General features: G+C 48.2%; 14 protein-coding genes and 3 pseudogenes. 1 reads left to right on the top strand and 16 read right to left on the bottom strand.

Annotated features, from left to right (window positions below; all coding sequences use genetic code 11):
* Positions 1 to 51 precede the first annotated feature (51 nt).
* The 13 genes and pseudogenes from OCV29_RS15385 to dusA form a co-directional block, all read right to left on the bottom strand.
* On the bottom strand, positions 52 to 972 hold the full coding sequence (locus OCV29_RS15385) for a LysR family transcriptional regulator (RefSeq protein WP_073603627.1): 921 nt from the start codon (positions 970 to 972) through the stop codon (positions 52 to 54).
* Positions 972 to 1,988 carry an ABC transporter ATP-binding protein gene (locus OCV29_RS15390; RefSeq protein ID WP_073603626.1) on the bottom strand — a complete coding sequence of 339 codons (1,017 nt, stop codon included), beginning with the start codon at positions 1,986 to 1,988 and terminating at the stop codon, positions 972 to 974. The genes OCV29_RS15385 and OCV29_RS15390 overlap by 1 nt, the downstream gene beginning before the upstream one ends.
* Positions 1,972 to 2,979 (bottom strand): ABC transporter ATP-binding protein, encoded by a 1,008-nt coding sequence (locus tag OCV29_RS15395; RefSeq protein WP_073603625.1) that lies wholly within the window; start codon positions 2,977 to 2,979, stop codon positions 1,972 to 1,974. Before OCV29_RS15395 ends, OCV29_RS15390 begins: the two co-directional genes overlap by 17 nt.
* Positions 2,980 to 2,982: 3 nt before the next feature.
* Positions 2,983 to 3,908, bottom strand: a pseudogene (locus OCV29_RS15400) (ABC transporter permease).
* Positions 3,908 to 4,888 carry an ABC transporter permease gene (locus OCV29_RS15405; protein WP_073603624.1) on the bottom strand — a complete coding sequence of 327 codons (981 nt, stop codon included), beginning with the start codon at positions 4,886 to 4,888 and terminating at the stop codon, positions 3,908 to 3,910. Before OCV29_RS15405 ends, OCV29_RS15400 begins: the two are co-directional and overlap by 1 nt.
* Complete coding sequence (locus OCV29_RS15410; protein WP_084193306.1) at positions 4,888 to 6,492, bottom strand: ABC transporter substrate-binding protein; 1,605 nt, start codon at positions 6,490 to 6,492, stop codon at positions 4,888 to 4,890. The genes OCV29_RS15405 and OCV29_RS15410 overlap by 1 nt, the downstream gene beginning before the upstream one ends.
* 212 nt (positions 6,493 to 6,704) lie before the next feature.
* The gene (locus tag OCV29_RS15415) at positions 6,705 to 7,697 is read right to left on the bottom strand and encodes a peptide ABC transporter ATP-binding protein (protein ID WP_073603622.1); all 993 of its coding nucleotides are present in this window, start codon (positions 7,695 to 7,697) and stop codon (positions 6,705 to 6,707) included.
* Complete coding sequence (gene dppD / locus OCV29_RS15420; protein WP_073603621.1) at positions 7,694 to 8,662, bottom strand: dipeptide ABC transporter ATP-binding protein; 969 nt, start codon at positions 8,660 to 8,662, stop codon at positions 7,694 to 7,696. Before dppD ends, OCV29_RS15415 begins: the two co-directional genes overlap by 4 nt.
* A gap of 9 nt (positions 8,663 to 8,671) precedes the next feature.
* Positions 8,672 to 9,574, bottom strand: coding sequence for a dipeptide ABC transporter permease DppC (dppC, locus tag OCV29_RS15425; protein ID WP_073603620.1), 903 nt, complete (start codon positions 9,572 to 9,574; stop codon positions 8,672 to 8,674).
* Positions 9,575 to 9,584: 10 nt separating this feature from the next.
* Entirely contained in the window at positions 9,585 to 10,595 is a 1,011-nt protein-coding gene (locus OCV29_RS15430) for an ABC transporter permease subunit (RefSeq protein ID WP_073603619.1), read from the bottom strand.
* Positions 10,596 to 10,712: 117 nt separating this feature from the next.
* Positions 10,713 to 12,308 carry an ABC transporter substrate-binding protein gene (locus OCV29_RS15435; protein ID WP_073603618.1) on the bottom strand — a complete coding sequence of 532 codons (1,596 nt, stop codon included), beginning with the start codon at positions 12,306 to 12,308 and terminating at the stop codon, positions 10,713 to 10,715.
* 452 nt (positions 12,309 to 12,760) lie between these two features.
* Positions 12,761 to 12,958: an envelope stress response protein PspG gene (locus OCV29_RS15440; protein ID WP_073603617.1), complete on the bottom strand. Its 198-nt coding sequence runs from the start codon at positions 12,956 to 12,958 to the stop codon at positions 12,761 to 12,763.
* 238 nt (positions 12,959 to 13,196) lie between these two features.
* Positions 13,197 to 14,177 (bottom strand): tRNA dihydrouridine(20/20a) synthase DusA, encoded by a 981-nt coding sequence (gene dusA / locus OCV29_RS15445; protein ID WP_073603616.1) that lies wholly within the window; start codon positions 14,175 to 14,177, stop codon positions 13,197 to 13,199.
* A 128-nt stretch (positions 14,178 to 14,305) separates the two neighbouring features.
* Between dusA and OCV29_RS15450 the strand changes: the two are divergent.
* A pseudogene (locus OCV29_RS15450) lies at positions 14,306 to 14,473 on the top strand (site-specific integrase); the annotation flags it as partial.
* A gap of 147 nt (positions 14,474 to 14,620) precedes the next feature.
* Here OCV29_RS15450 and OCV29_RS15455 read toward each other — a convergent pair.
* From OCV29_RS15455 to tssD, 3 genes and pseudogenes are all read right to left on the bottom strand, one after another.
* Positions 14,621 to 14,803, bottom strand: a pseudogene (locus OCV29_RS15455) (S24 family peptidase); the annotation flags it as partial.
* 34 nt (positions 14,804 to 14,837) lie between these two features.
* Positions 14,838 to 15,098, bottom strand: a complete 261-nt coding sequence (locus OCV29_RS15460) for a bacteriocin immunity protein (RefSeq protein WP_073603614.1) — start codon at positions 15,096 to 15,098, stop codon at positions 14,838 to 14,840.
* A complete protein-coding gene (gene tssD, locus OCV29_RS15465) occupies positions 15,095 to 16,798 on the bottom strand; it encodes a type VI secretion system tube protein TssD (protein WP_073603613.1) in 1,704 nt (567 codons plus the stop codon). The genes OCV29_RS15460 and tssD overlap by 4 nt, the downstream gene beginning before the upstream one ends.
* Between the last annotated feature and the right edge of the window lie 53 nt (positions 16,799 to 16,851).

The raw sequence follows: 16,851 nt of genomic DNA on the forward strand, positions 1-16,851 counted from the left end.
TTGATTGTGAATGCTGCACTGATCAAGTTTATACCAGTCGTTAACAAAATGTTAAATTCGATGAAATACTTCTCTGATTTGAGTCCAGAAATGTTGCAGGTGAGAATTACCACTTTCTTTGCGGCGGTACAAACGGATTTCCAGAGGAACATCCCAGTGGCTATCACCCGCTCTTATCAACCGGGACTGAGAATTACGGAGCAACTTCATTGGCAACCAGCCAACACCATAACCTTCACAGATCAATGCCTGTACACTGGCAGAATGCAGACTGGAAGTAATCACCTTCAACCGGGCAATGTCATGTTGACGTTTCAGATGATGTGTCAGTGCAAGATTCAGCGAGGCATGGTCATCATAAGCAATATAAGGCAAGGGGTCGGAGATACTCCCCGGCAGCCTGTACAGGGCACGCTGATCGCCAGAAACGACAGAACAAGGCACCAGCAGTTCTTCAGCAAGAGAAATGAACTCAAAATTCTCATCATCCAGCGCCTTCAGATATTCGATCGCAGGGTGCCAGTAACAGAGCAGTAAATCGGCTTCATTCGCAGTCATCGCATTGATGAAGTCGTTACCAACCCAGGCACTCGACCTCATATTGACATCCAGCTTCATCCCGATTTCCTGACAGAAAGGCTCGAAATCATCACGATAAAAACTCAAAAACAGCGCCTGACTGGTCACAAAGCGGATCTGAGACTGAGACTGCTCATGAATTTCAAGACAACGGATTTTCGTCTCACGCAACTGTCGGGTAATCGTTTCAGCACACAGCAGAAAGACTTCCCCTTCCGCAGTCAGTGAGAGCGGTAAGGTATTCCGATCCACAAGTGTTACTTTCATCTCTTCTTCGAGCAGCTTAATCCGCCGGCTGAAAGTCGGCTGAGTGACATTCTGCTCATCCGCTGCCCGCGAAAAATGCCGGGTCCGCGCTAAAGCGATAAAGTCTTCTAACCAACGAATCTCCATCAGCAACGCCCCTCCCTGACAGCATGACACGCAACTTCACTGCCATCCGGCTGAATTTGCACCACAGGAATCTCTTCATAACAGCGTTGATTCGCGATCGGGCACCGCTGGCAGAAAATACATCCCTCCGGAATATCAAAAGTCGTGGGCACTTCTCCTTTTAATAACGTCGGCTGAAGATGCAGGTTATCAAGGCGGGGAATCGAAGAGAGCAAAGCTTTGGTGTACGGATGTTTAGGGGCCGAAAATAAAGTGGCCCGATCCGCAATCTCACAGACACGCCCCAGATACATCACCACCACCCGCGTGGCAAAATGTTCAACAACAGCTAAATCATGCGTAATAAATAAATAAGTCAGTTGATGTGTTTGCTGTTTCTCCATCATCAGATTCAGCACCTGAGCCTGCACAGACACATCCAGTGCAGAAAGTGGTTCATCTGCAATAATCAGTTCCGGCTCAACGGATAAAGCACGGGCAAGAGAAATCCGCTGATGCTGCCCACCGGAAAATTCATGGGGATAACGATGTTGCGCGTCTGTGCTCAAACCAACAGAATCAAGCAAAGCACAAATTCTTTGATTTTGCGCTTCAGCGTTCAGGTCAGGCAGATGAATTGACAGCGCTTCCTGAAGCATTTGATATACGGTCATCTTCGGGTTTAAAGAGGCATAAGGATTTTGAAAAATCATCTGTATTTTTTTACGGAATTTCATCCGCTGATGATCATTGAGGTGATCAATCCGCTCGTCCCGATAGTAAATCTCACCAGCGGTCGCAGTCAGCAGTCCAATCACTGTACGGGCCAGTGTTGACTTACCACATCCCGACTCACCCACCACACATAAACGCTCACCGGCAAACAACGAAAAAGACACACCATTCAGCGCATGAACCAAAATATCCCGCGAGAATCCGGTTCTTTTTGCTTTCAATACTTCATTCCACCCCTGACGAAGCAGAAATACCTTTTCCAGCTGATTGATCCGGAGTAGCTCATCAGATGTCTGTGTCATGATCTACCTCACTCTCAGCGTTAAATGTCTGCATCTTTTCAATCACAAAACAAGCCGTTGCCGAGACCCCGGTATAAATAAACTCAGGCGTTAAATACCTGCACTGCGACAACGCATAAGGACAACGGGGATGAAAAGCACACCCTGATGGCCGGGCGGTCAGTGATGGCATATTTCCTTCAATCTGATTCAGTGGCTGACCGGGGAGTGCCATTTGAGGTAACGCATTGATCAAACCCTGAGTATAAGGGTGCTGCGGGTCATTAATAATGCCCAGTGTCGGGCCCTGTTCTACAATTTTCCCTGCGTACATCACTAATGTTCGCTCACAGATACGGGAAATCACACCAAAATCATGACTGATAAAAAGCAAAGCAACCTGATTCCGTTCACAAATTTCCTTAAGAATATGAAGAATCTCTGCCTGCAAAGTCACATCCAGCGCCGTTGTTGGTTCATCGGCAATGATCAGCTCCGGCTTTAACAACAACACAATGGCAATAATCACCCGCTGCCGAATACCACCAGATAACTGATGTGGATACTGATAGAAGCACTGTTCCGGCGTACGAATACGGACCTGCTGTAACGTCTCAATCGCCAGCTGGCGGGCCTGATGATACGAGACTTTACGATAGCTCTGAATCGCCTCAACCATCTGATCCCCAACCGTCAACACCGGGTTCAGTGACATCATCATGTCCTGAAAAATCATCGCAATCCGGTGTCCGCGAATTGTACGCCACTCCCGGCGGGACAATGACGTCAGTTCATGCCCGCGGAAACGAACAGAACCACCGGCAATGTACCCCTGGCCCGGCAATAAGTTAGTGATCGCATAACCCAGTATTGATTTTCCGGCACCCGACTCCCCCACCACAGCCACTCGTTCTCCTGGCTGAATGGAGAATGAAATATCCAAAAGCGCGGCCAAATCCTGATGATGTTGCTTAAACCGGACCGATAGGTTACTGACACTCAGCAAAGTCATCGATTAATATCTCCCGATCCGGGGATTCATGTGAATCCGGAACCAATCACCCAACAAATTCATCACAAAAATCAGTACAATCAGCGCGATACTGGGAAAAAACATATCCACCAGGAACCCGCAAACAAATAACTGACTCCGGAAGAAATCAGAGCGCCTAATGAGGGTTGTGTCGGTGGCATGCCTAACCCAAGAAATGACAACGCAGCCTCTGCAACAATGGCGTTAGCAATCTGGATGGTCAGAATCACCAATACAGAAGATAAACTATTGGGTAAAATATGCCGGAACATAATCCTGCTCTGACTGACCCCCAAAACTCTGGCCGCATCGACATACTCTTTTTCTTTTTCGGCTAATACACTGGCCCGGACCATCCGGGCAAAGACAGGCCATTCAGCAATACCAATGACCAGAATCAGCATCAGCATAGCCAGTTGCTGATACGCCGCACTGCCAAAAGCTGCCTGAAATAATGCCAGAACAATGATTGCAACCATAATGGTTGAAAATGACAGCTGAATATCCGCACACCGCATTAAAAAACTGTCCAGCCTCCCGCCGATATAACCAGCAATCAGTCCAATCGTAATGCCTGCGACCATCTGTATCAGCACAGCAGAAACACCGATCGTCAATGAAAGCCGGGTACCGTACAGAATCACAGTGATCAAATCCCGTCCCTGTGTATCTGTTCCCAGCCAGAAACGCGAGTCTCCGCTCACCCAATAGGGCGGGATTTCAGCATTGACCAGATCCATAAAATCATTGCCAGCGGTATCGTAAGGTGCCAGTAAAGGCGCCAGCAATGCAATCAGCGCATAAAAGATAAAAATCGCCAGCGCCAGCAACGTCAGCTTATCATTACGTAATGCTATCAGGAGATGCTGAAACCGTTTTTGACCTGAAGGATGAAAATCAATCATCATCAGACTCCATATCCCGGTATGCGAACTCTGGGATTCACCAAACCATAAATTAAATCAACAAGGGTATTGAGCAGAACAAAACCACATCCGACAACAATCAGATAAGCCGCGATTAACGGTGTATCAACCCGGGTAATCGCCTCCATAAATAACCGGCCCATGCCCGGCCACTGAAAAATAGTTTCCGTGACGATCGTATACGCAACCAATGTGCCCACCTGAATGCCACCAATCGTAATCACCGGCAACATCGTGTTTTTCAATGCATGAATGAAATAAATCCGGACAGAGGAAAGCCCTTTTGAGCGGGCAAAGCGGATGTAGTCACTGTGAAGTACATCGGTCATTTCTGCACAGATCAGCCGGATAAACATGGGAATTAAAACAAATGCAATCGACACCGCCGGTAAAATCAGGTGCTTCAACCCGTCAACCGTCATCATCCCCGACTGCCAGAATCCAAACAGTTCAACGGTATCACCCCGGCCAAAACTCGGGAGCCAGCGCAGTTCGACGGAAAGCAGCCAAACCAGCAGAATACCAAAAATGAAGATCGGAACAGATAAACCCAGCGTGCTGAAAAACATGATCGTCCGGGCAAAAAAATGACGGGGACGAATCGCAGCAATCACGCCCAGTGGGGTCGCGACCAAAGCGACCAGTATTAAAGCACAAACAGACAACTCAACGGTTGCCGGTAACTTACTGAAAATCACGTTCAGCGTCGGTTCTTTATAATAGTATGAAGTGCCGAGATCACCATGAATCGCTCTGGATAAAAAATGCTGGTATTGCACCAATAAAGGCTGATCCAACCCCAGTTCAGCTTTTAACTGCATCCGGGTTTCAAGACTGACATTTTGTCCCAGCATCTGCTGCACGGGGTCACCCAATTGCCCCTGAACAAGAAAGCTGACGAGCGTAATCGTTAATAAAACACCCGCGGCCTGAATCAGCCGTCTGAAAATAAATCTCAGCATTACTTTACTACACCACCTGATACCTGATTCGGTTGATCCTGAGCGTGAACCACTAAGTCTCCCAGATAAGGATAGTTCTGAACATTCAATACATCCTGAAGTTCAACACCTTTTCTGACAGCCCATAAAATTCGCTGCCAGTGCAGCGGCACCACAGGCACGTCTTTCGCCAGGATCTGCTCAATATTTTGCAGAATCAAAGTCCGCTTTTCGCGATCCATTTCTTTTCCTGCTGCCTGAATCTGCTTGTCCACCTCCGGATTACAATAGCCGGTGACATTATAAGTCCCTAACCCGGTACGACCGTTCCGGCAAGCCACCATAAATTCGTAGATATTATTTGAATCCAGTGTATCTGACTGCCAGCCTACCATCATGATGTCAGCAGTCTGCTGATCATAGAGCTGAAAATACTGCGCTTTGGGGAGTGTTTTCAGATCCACCTGAATATGAATTTGTCTGAGCATGGCAACGACAGCCTGCGCGACCTGCTCATCATTCATATAACGGTTGTTCGGTGCAATCATCGACAGACGAAAACCCTGCTCATACCCGGCCTGTTTCATAAGCTGCCTTGCTTTTTGCAAATCATACCCCGGGAGCAGCTCATCAACATGTCCGGCGAACTGTTCAGCGCTGAGTTGCCCGGCAGGCTGTCCGAGTCCCCGCAGAATTTTTTTCACAATCAATCGCTGATTAATCGCCAGATTAATGGCTTTCCGGACTCTGACGTCGCGCAATTCAGCCCGGTGCTGCTGATTCAGTTGCAACATAATAATCCGGGTACCCGGCAGGCTGATCAACTGAATTTCCGGTAGCCGGTTAACCCGCTGAACATCGACAGAGGCGACCGGTGTAATCACATCGGCATCCCCGGTTAAAAGAGCAGCTAAACGGGTTGAATCCGAAGTCACAGGCACAATCTCAATCCGCTGAACATTCCCCGGAGAGTCTTTATCCCAGTAATCAGGATTACGCACAAACACCATTTTTTCACCGCGGACTCTTTCCTGCAGCTTATAAGGCCCGGTACCAGATGCATGAACCGAAGCGAAAGAACGACCATACTTAATAATTTCGTCCTGCCCCTGGTAAAAGCGCTGATCAATCGTAAACACATAAGTCAGCACATGCAGAAGTAAGGGAGACGGGTGATATGTAAAGATATCAATCGTCAATGGATCAACAACGGACACATGACTGATATCGCGAAACAGTGCTTTAAAATCAGAAGATTGTTGTAACCGGTGAATCGTAAATGCCACATCATCTGCCCGGAAAGGGTTTCCGGTATGAAAAAATACGCCATGACGTAAAAACACACGTAATGTTGTCGCATTCATCCATTGCCAGCGGGTTGCCAGACGAGGTTCAAAGGAGCCATCCTGACGCCAGCGAACCAGCGGATCAAATACCATATGGGAGTATTGAAGTGCGCTTTCGGAAAGCTGTTCATGGGGATCAAGTGACACCAGTTCAGCATCCATTGCTATTTTCAGCTGAACCCCATCAGGGCCCGAACCGGTTATGGCTTGCCCGGCAATTCCAGACTCAGCAAAGAGAATACAAATGCAGACCGCCATCCAACGCCACATAGTTTTCACATCCTTGTTCAAACAGTTGATTCTGAAAAGGCTGACCTGATTGACTGAGAGTATGGATACAGGATCAGATCAGCATGGATTACAAATTCATCATAAGTGTTATGATTTGCCGCCGCTTTATCAAAAACAAAAAGTGCGGTCAACCTCTCTGAATCTGAACTTTAGAGACTGCACAGATAACATGGAATACTTTTGCCATCTGTGCAGAAAGATCAACTGAGCGTTACCCGGTTTTCTTCAACAGCGTGACAAGCTGTTAAGTGCGCCTCAGAATCTGAGCGCAATGTTGGTGTTTCCTGACGGCAACGATCATTTGCATACTGACACCTGCCGTGGAATGCACAACCCGATGGCGGATTCAGCGGAGAAGGTAGCTCTCCCTGCAGTTTAATCCGCTGACGGCGTTTATCCGGTGACAGTTGTGGTGTACTGGAAAGCAGCGCCTGCGTATAAGGATGGCGCGGATTTTCAAACAGTTGCTGACATGTGCCCTGCTCCACCACTTTACCGAGATACATCACCATCACATCATCGGCAATATGTTCAACCACGGATAAGTCATGAGAGATGAACACATAGCTCAGGCCAAACTCTTGTTGCAGATCCATCATCAGATTCAGCACCTGCGCCTGTACCGACACATCCAGCGCCGAAACCGGCTCATCAGCGACAATGATCTGCGGGTCCAGCATCAACCCACGGGCAATAGCAATCCGCTGGCGCTGACCACCGGAAAACATATGCGGATAACGGTCATAATGTTCCCGTTTCAGCCCGACCTTTTCCATCATTTCGAGCGCTTTTTCTTTGCGTGCTTCTTTGCTCATCTGCGTATTGATGACCAGCGGCTCTTCTAAAATTGCTCCGATTTTTTTACGTGGGTTCAGCGACCCATACGGATTCTGGAAAATAATCTGTATTTTCTGGCGCAGCGCTTTGTGTCCGGATTTCGATAACGTCAACAACTCCTCACCATTGAAGGATAAACTGCCTTCCGTTGGAGTTTCAATCATCGCCAGCATCCGGCCTAAAGTGGATTTCCCGCACCCGGACTCCCCGACAACCGCCAGAGTTTTTCCGTGGCCCAGCTCAAAACTAATCCCATCGACGGCTTTCACAACCGCCTCAGGTTTCAGCATCCCCTGCTTGACGTGGTAATGTTGCTTCAGATTCGCGGCTTTTAAAATCACAGAATTCTGACTCATGCTGCTGGCCTCCCTTCTGAGTTAAGCGGCGTATGACATTTCACCTGGAGCTCAACCGGCCCCTGAGTTTGCGGCTCTTCCTGACGACAACGCTCTGTCGCATACGGACAACGCGGGCTCAGCAGGCAACCTTGTGGCCGGTCATACTGACCGGGAACCACGCCGGGTAAGGCATCCAGCCGGGCTTTTCCTGAAGCAGACTCGGGCAGCGATGCCAGCAAAGCCTGTGTATACGGATGTTTCGGAGCAGCAAAGACCTCAGCAGCCGGGCCGGATTCCACAATCTGACCGGCATACATAACAATCACCCGGTGAGCGACTTCTGCCACCAGCGCCAGATCATGGGTGATCAGCACCAGTCCCATCTGCTTTTCCCGCTGTAATTCCACCAGCAGATCGATAATCTGCGCCTGAATCGTCACATCCAGCGCTGTGGTTGGCTCATCGGCAATCAGCAAGCGCGGATTGCAGGCAATCGCCATCGCGATCATCACCCGTTGGCTCATCCCGCCAGATAACTGATGCGGATAAGCCTTCAAACGGGATTCCGGTGCCGGAATGCCCACCAGTGTCAGCAACTCAACCGCCCGCTCACGCAAAGCTTTTTTACTGCCGCCCTGATGTGTTTTCAGTGCTTCCATGATCTGATAGCCGACCGTAAAGCAAGGGTTCAGGCTGGTCATCGGGTCCTGGAAAATCATCGCAATGTCATCGCCGGTCAATTGACGACGACGCTTCTCGGGCATCGATAACAGATCCTGACCATCAAAAGTCAGCTGCTCTGCCAAGACTTTGCCCGGATAATCAATCAATCCCATGACCGATAAAGAGCTGACACTTTTACCTGAGCCGGATTCACCGACAATCCCCAGCACTTCGCCTTCTTCAACCTGATAACTGATATTGTCAACCGCCCGGAAATGCCCGAACGAGACGGAAAGGTTTTCTAATTTCAATAATGCCATGATGCCTCCCTACTGCTTCAACTTAGGATCAAGTGCATCACGCAAACCATCACCCATCAGGTTAAATGCCAGAACCGTGATTAAAATCATCAGTCCCGGGAAGGTCACGACCCACCACGCACGTTGGACAAACTGAAGTGCATCCGCCAGCATGCTGCCCCATTCCGGTGTTGGCGGCTGTGCGCCTAACCCGAGAAAGCCCAGCGCAGCCATATCCAGAATCGCAGAAGAGAAACCCAGTGTGGCCTGAACAATCAGTGGTGCCAGACAGTTCGGCAAAATACAAACGAACATTAAGCGCATTGCACTGGCACCCAGCACCCGTGAAGATGTCACATAATCCCGCGACATTTCAGCCAGCGTTGCAGCCCTTGTCAGACGGACATAATGCGGCAGGGAAACCACCGAAATAGCCAGCGCGGCATTGACAATACTCGGACCGAGCACCGCAACAATCGCAATCGCCAGCAACAAACTTGGCATTGCCAGCATGATATCGACGATCCGCATAATCGCGGTATCAACTATCCCTTTGAAGTAACCGGCGACTAATCCCATCAAAATACCGATCATCAAAGATGCGGTGACTGCGACAACACCGACAGAAATCGACAGCCGGGTGCCATGAATCAAGCGGGATAAAATATCCCGGCCCACATCATCGGTGCCTAAAACATAAGACCAGTTGCCACCATCGAGCCATGCGGGTGGCAGCAATAAAGCGTCACGCATCTGTGCTGACGGGGAATGTGGTGCCACCACATCAGCAAAAATAGCCAGCAGACAAATGAAGACAATAAAACAGAACCCGGCCAAAGCGCCGCGGTTACTGCTGAAATAGAACCAGAACTCCTGCAATGGCGTTTTTGGTGCCGGTGCAGAGCCGTTCACCTGAGTTGAATCAGTACTCATCACCTTCTCCTTAACGACTATGCCGGATACGTGGATTCACAATGCCGTAGGCAATGTCCACCAGCAAATTCACAATAATGATCATGGTCGCCACAATCAAAATGCCGCCCTGAACCACCGGATAATCCCGGCGGCTAATCGACTCAATCAGCCATTTACCAATGCCCGGCCAGGCAAAAACGGTCTCCGTCAAAATCGCGCCGGACAGCAAAATACCCACTTGCAAACCAATCACGGTAATCACCGGAATCAGCGCATTACGCAACGCATGAATCACGATAACGCGCCACGGCGCAATCCCTTTGGAGCGGGCAGTACGGATATAATCTTCGCTGAGGACTTCTAACATCGAGGAACGGGTCATCCGGGCAATCACTGCCATCGGAATCGTGCCGAGCACAATACTGGGTAACACAAGGTGAGACACCGCCGAAGTAAACGCGCCTTCTTCGCCGGAGAGGAATGAATCAATCAGCATAAATCCGGTGACGTCATCGATCCAGTAACTGACATCAATACGCCCGGAAACCGGCGTCCACCCCAGCGTGACGGAGAACACCAGCATGAGTAACAATGCCCACCAGAAGATCGGCATCGAATATCCCGTCAATGAGATGGTCATGACGGAATGGTCAAAAATCGTGCCCCGCTTCACGGCGGCAAATATGCCGGCGGGCAACCCGACTAAAATAGCAAAAATTGCGGCACAAAAGGCCAGCTCAACCGTGGCCGGAAATAAATTCAAAAACTCTCGCAGCACCGGTTCTTTGGTAACCAGTGAATGCCCTAAATCACCGTGCACGATCCCTTCCACATAGCGGAAGTACTGAACATATAAAGGTTGGTCAAAACCAAACTGAGCACTCAGTTCTGCATGACGCTCAGCAGAGACCCCCCGTTCTCCGGCCATCACCTCAATCGGATCGCCCGGAATCATGCGGATAAGCGTAAACGTCAGCAGGGTGATCCCGATAAAGGTTGGCACGACCAGACCCAACCGACGAAAAATAAACTGGAACATAAAAAGACAAGCTCTCTGATAATCATAATCATGAGCGACAGTACTCTGCCGTCGCTCTGCACACTGGCTTCTGCTTCCTGAAACCAGTGTGCTGTTTCATGTCAAACGAGGAAGAAATTATTTTTCCAGGCTGACCTGATAGAAGTAATGACCACCAAGCGGATCAATCTTGTAGTTTTTCACTTCTTTGCGGATTGGCTCATAAACCACAGAGTGCGCCACTGTAATCCACGGTGCCTGCTCTTTAAACAGCACTTGCGCCTGCTTGTACAATTTCGTCCGCTCTGCTTTATCAGAGGCACGTCTTGCCTTGATCAAAATGTCGTCAAAGTCTTTGTTACACCACTGAGAACGGTTTGAACCACCGACCGCATCACAGCTCAGCAATACATACAGGAAGTTATCCGGATCACCGTTATCACCGGTCCAGCCCATCAGGAAGGTATCGTGTTCACCTTTCTTGGTCCGGGCCAGATATTCACCCCATTCGTAAGATACGATCTTCGCGTCAACGCCGACTTTCTTCCAGTCTTCCTGAATAACCTCAGCCATCCGGCGGGCATTCGGGTTATAAGGACGAGAGACCGGCATCGCCCAGATATTGGTTTTAAAGCCGTTCGGATAGCCGGCTTCTTTCAGCAACTGTTTGGCTTTCACCGGATCATACGGATAATCCACCACATCATTGTTGTAAGACCACATCGTTGGCGGGATTGGGTTTTTCGCAATTTTACCTGCGCCCTGGAAGACCGCATCGATAATCGCTTTTTTGTTGGTTGCAAGGCTCAGCGCCTGACGAACGCGGTAATCCGTGAACGGTTTTTTCTGGGTATTGAAACCAAGATAACCGACATTCAACCCTTCCTGAGAAAGTACTTTGATGTTTTTATCTTGCTTCATCTGATCCAGATCAGCCGGATTTGGATACGGGATCATGTCACATTCACCCGCTTTCAGCTTGGCATAACGGACTGAAGCATCCGGTGTAATGGAGAAAACCAGACGATCAAGCTTTGATTTACCACGCCAGTAATCTTTAAACGCCACATAACGAATCAGAGAATCTTTCTGATACTGAACCTTAGTGAATGGACCTGTGCCTACCGGGTTAATATCCAGCTGTTCAGGTGTGCCTTTCTTCATCAGAACATCAGCCTGCTCGGCTGAGAAGATCGACGCGAAATCCATCCCCAAATCCGCAAGAAACGGCGCTTCAGGATGGTTCAGGACAAACTTCACCGTGTAGTCATCGACTTTCACGATATCTTTAATCAGAGAGTCCATCCCCATGCCAGTGAAGTATTCATAAGAACCGCCGGAGACTTTGTGATAAGGATGGTTTTTATCCCACTGACGTTTGAATGAGAAAATCACATCGTCCGCATTAAAATCACGGGTTGGTTTGAAGGTTTTATTGGACTGAAATTTCACGCCTTTACGCAGATGGAAGGTATATTCTGTGCCATCTTTGGAAATGTCATAGCTTTCCGCCAGACCCGGTTCCAGTTCTGTCGTTCCCAGCTTAAACTCAACCAAGCGGTTGAACATCGCTTTTGAAGAGGCATCAAATGTGGTGCCGGACGTATAAAACGTCGGGTTAAACCCTTCAGGGCTTCCTTCAGAACAATAAACAAATGTGGTCGCGGCCTGTGCCGAAGACAATGCACCCATCGCCATTAATGCGAGTGAAAGTGACGTTAACCTTTTCTTCATGGTAACTCTCCATTCAGATTCGTTGTGTTTGCAGTATGGTTTTATTATGTTTGCCAGCTCTGTGTGGATAGACACAGTCATGAAAAAAGGGACGGGGTTTTCCGGCGGGAAAAGGCAGAAATATCCTGAAAACGTCTGTCTACTCATCCATGAGCATAGCGAATTAAAGTCAACTCAAAGCTGAGTTTCCTGAATAAAAGCGTATCGGAGAGAACAAAAATAACCAATCGAAATAACGATATGCCTTATACACATATTCAATAACTAACAAAAATCACATTTATTTCAGAGAGTTATATAAGAGGGAGGCGTTTAAAAAAAAGACAGGTCTGAAAATACCTGAGTCATATTCCGGGTGAATGACATCCGTATCATCACCTTACATCGGGTATATTTCAGCTGAATGAAACCGCATCACCGGCTTTGGCGCGATTCATTCTTTTTCATCATGACTATGACTTCTTTTTCACAAAGTAATACACGATCGCAATCACGATCAAAACCGGCAGCCACTTGAACAACATTCCCAGTACGCCAAAGAACAACATGAGCACGATACTCAGTCCGATGGCGACACCAATAGAAACAATCGTCACCCCCATCACAGCCAGTGTTCCGACAAAAACCAGCAACATTAATAACTCATACATGGTGCATTTACTCCTTCAATCATCCAACAGGAAACAAACTCAGCTTTGGTCAGAAAGGGCTGTCGGATATTCCGGTTCAACCGGATTGATTCACGTTAATGCTGCATCATTGCAGAAAACAGGCCAAAACCATGGTAAATTTAAGCGCCTGTTTTTAATAGATAAAAATAATAAATCGTGCGCATTGTGAAATGACATGATACACAGAATGGTCAATTTCACTGAATCTTAGTCAATTTCACACGTCTAATTCGGCAGGAATTTTCTTCAGGGCCGTTTGCAATACTTCAATCCCTGCGCCGGGTTTATGCGCATTTTCACTGATATACCGCCGCCACTGTCGTGCCCCCGGCATGTTCTGGAACAGGCCGATCATATGGCGGGAAATATGCCCCAGATACGCACCGTTCGCTAATTGCGCTTCAATATAAGGATACATGGCTTCAACCACTTCCGAGCGCTTCTTCACTGGTGTCTCCAGCCCGAAGATCTGTTGATCCACTTCCGCCAGCAGATAAGGATTCTGATACGCTTCGCGGCCCACCATCACACCATCGAGGTGCTCTAAATGATTTTTGACATCTGCCAGAGTTTTGACACCACCATTGACCGCAATATTCAGATGGGGAAAATCCTGCTTAATCTGATACGCCCGCGGGTAATCCAGCGGCGGAATTTCGCGGTTTTCCTTCGGGCTTAAACCACTCAGCCAAGCTTTCCGCGCATGAATAGTAAACTGCTCACAACCGCCCTGTTCAGAAACGATGGTAACAAAGTCAGTTAAGAATTCGTACGAATCCTGTTCATCAATCCCAATGCGGGTTTTCACCGTCACAGGAATATCGACCACCGCCTTCATTGCTGCAACGCATTCAGCAACCAGTTGTGGCTCCGCCATCAGGCAAGCGCCAAAGCGGCCATTCTGCACCCGATCAGACGGACAACCGACATTCAGGTTCACCTCATCGTATCCCCGCTCCTGCGCCAGCTTCGCACACACCGCCAGATCCTGCGGATTCGAGCCGCCAAGCTGCAACGCCACCGGATGTTCTTCCTCGTTATACTTCAGAAAATCCCCCCGGCCATGAATAATCGCGCCGGTTGTGATCATTTCGGTATACAGCAATGTTTGGGAAGAAAGCAGACGATGGAAATAGCGACAGTGTCGATCAGTCCAGTCCAACATCGGGGCAACAGAAAAGCGGCTTGCTGAGAACATATTTGATATACCTGTATATTTTTCAACACCTTAGCAAATATTTCACTATGGCAGTATCAGAGCAGTGGTCTTTATTTGAACGCGGATTATACATATCTGGTGAGGGTGGGACAAATAGGAGATTCAGGGTAAGAAACCGGAAAGATCCACGCACGAAACAAGGCAATCATATGATTGTACCTTTGCTGGGTGGCGCGTTTGATATCGTGATGAAACAGCCAAAAGAGAGTGATTTAATCTTTCCCCACAATCCACGTAGTGTCAGACTTTCAGCGGGTCAGAAACAAATAAGGGATTATTGATAAATATGACGCAACTAAGGAAGCAGTAAAGCACTGCCTAAACGCCGTTAGCAATGAACGCCTATCCATGGGATAAAATCACAAAAGAATATATTCATATGCTTTAGGATTTAAGCCTCAAACGTCTCATAACAAAACTACTCACATCCTCTGCCCAGACCAAACCACCTCACTAATAATCTCAAAATCATTACTCATGATCTCATCTTTGGTCAGTTCCCATTTTTCATAAGTGCTGTTGTCACTGACCGCGCTTAACCCATTCTTTGAAAACTGTAGCCGTTTCACCATTAGCTGACCGTCGAAGCGGAAAGCATAAATCCCCGTAAACCGGGGATTTTATACAGACTGTTCAGTCTTAATCTTTAAAGCATGGTAAGCCCTGAGAAAGCCGCCACTCCTTCACGATTTCAACAATCCGCTCTGGCGTCGCATCTGCCGGATCATCCGGATAGTAAATTAAATCTGAGCCATCAGGATGTTCTGTGATTTCTTCAAAATGCTCAATCAGTAAGTCGAGTTCTTCTTCTGTATTTGTATCCGCTTTACATATTTTTCTCAGAAGATCGGTAAACTCAGATTGTGTATATTTTTCTAGTGTTTGTTTTTTAAAACTCATTTATTACCCTTATGAATATCTATATGTCTTTGAGGGGTTAATACTCGCAAGTTATCTACATCATAAACTTTGCCGCCATGTTGAATCTCTTCTACATGATGAATTTCAAACGACTGTCTTTTTCCTACAGAATCCTTTTTTCTGGCTCTCGGAGCATATCCTTTACTCATTCGGTCTATATTGTTTCCAATGAATTGTGTTTTGAGTTGTCTATCTTCCGAAACGGCCAGCCAGAACGCCTTTCTGAACTTATCAAAGCTACTGAACCGTTGTCCTCTGAGCTTATCCGCAATCTGTGACGGAACCGGCGAACCCAGTTCTTCACCGGCTTTTTCCAGCCAGATCCCCGTCATATCTTCACCCTGACCAGTCACAACGCCGGGTTCATCTCTGGCACTGCCTTTAAAGACCACATACAGCGGTGGTAGCCCGGTATCTGCCGGAAAAACCAGAATATAATCTTTCAAATCCGCATCAGCAACCGGGGTGATATAAGTCTTCTCAAACTCTTTACCCTGATCCGCCTGTGGATGTATCCAGATATCATGTGACTCAAGTTCCGGGATCGGGTTCACCAGAATCGGTTGACCACCAAAATCACCCGAAAGCGGCACCCACTCAATCGTGAGCCCTTCTTCCAGTGTGACTTCAAACTTATCGCCGTTTTGTGTCACCGTGCGTTTGGGAATACTGTCACCGTCAACATGATAGCCATATAACTGGCCGGAAGCATCAAAGCCCAGACGGATATTTGTTTTCACCATGTCCTGTTGCCGGATCTCGTCTTCTGTATAAAGTGTCCCATCTCCCATTTTGGTGGGTGCCAGCGCTGCAAGTATGCCTGCCCGGCCAAGCACTTTCATCATCATACCCGGCAGTTCTGCCAGTGCCTGACCTGCAACTCTGGAGAGCACCTGTTCCCCGGTGCGTTCTATCGCCAGTGCGTATGCAGCATACAGCCCGATACCGGACAGGGATTCCCGCTGCATGCCAACCTCACAGGTTCCGTCCGGCACCGTCACCGAACGGGCAAAGCGCTGCGGTACAGTTTTTTTTTCCTCTTCTGTTTCCGGTTTTTCCGGCAGGACGCTTTTCTGCCAGCTCTGCTGTGCTTTTGCCGCCTGTCGTTCCGCCGTTTTTTCTGCCTGAACCATCTCCTTTATCTGCTCTGCATAGCGCTCCGCTGTGCTTAGTGGCGGTGCCATGGCTGCAAGGCTGTTCGCATCAGTCCAGCCATCATAAGCCAGTGTGCCACACGGAAAATGTTCCCACTGTACCCCTTTGTACCGGAAAGTGATCATCTCATGCATATCTTCGCCGGGACTGTGTACTGCATGTGGTGACATGTCTGTCACTTCACAAATGACAGCTTTCTGAAATGCCACCGAATAAAACCGCTCGTAATGACCGCGATCATTCGTCCGGTAAAAATCAATGCTACCCTCAAGATATTCCTTCCTGGCAAACGCTGTCGCCAACAGTGGTGATGCTTTGTCTTTGGGCTTGGTGATCTGAATGCCATCGTGATGCACTCCGTGTTGATTCGGCAGTTTAGACAGAGAATAGTGACAGGCCAGCACCGTGATTTGATCGGTATGCGTTTCCTGATATCGGTTGCCCATCGAGTCTTTGGTATTACAGCCACCAGAAATCAGCCCCTGCTTTGCCCCCTTCAGGGTCAGCCAGGCCACATGTGCCATGTATATGTTCTCCTTTATTGATTATTCATACACACTTTATAAAACAGAGCGCA

The organism is Vibrio aerogenes (genome assembly GCF_024346755.1).
GTDB lineage: Bacteria > Pseudomonadota > Gammaproteobacteria > Enterobacterales > Vibrionaceae > Vibrio > Vibrio aerogenes.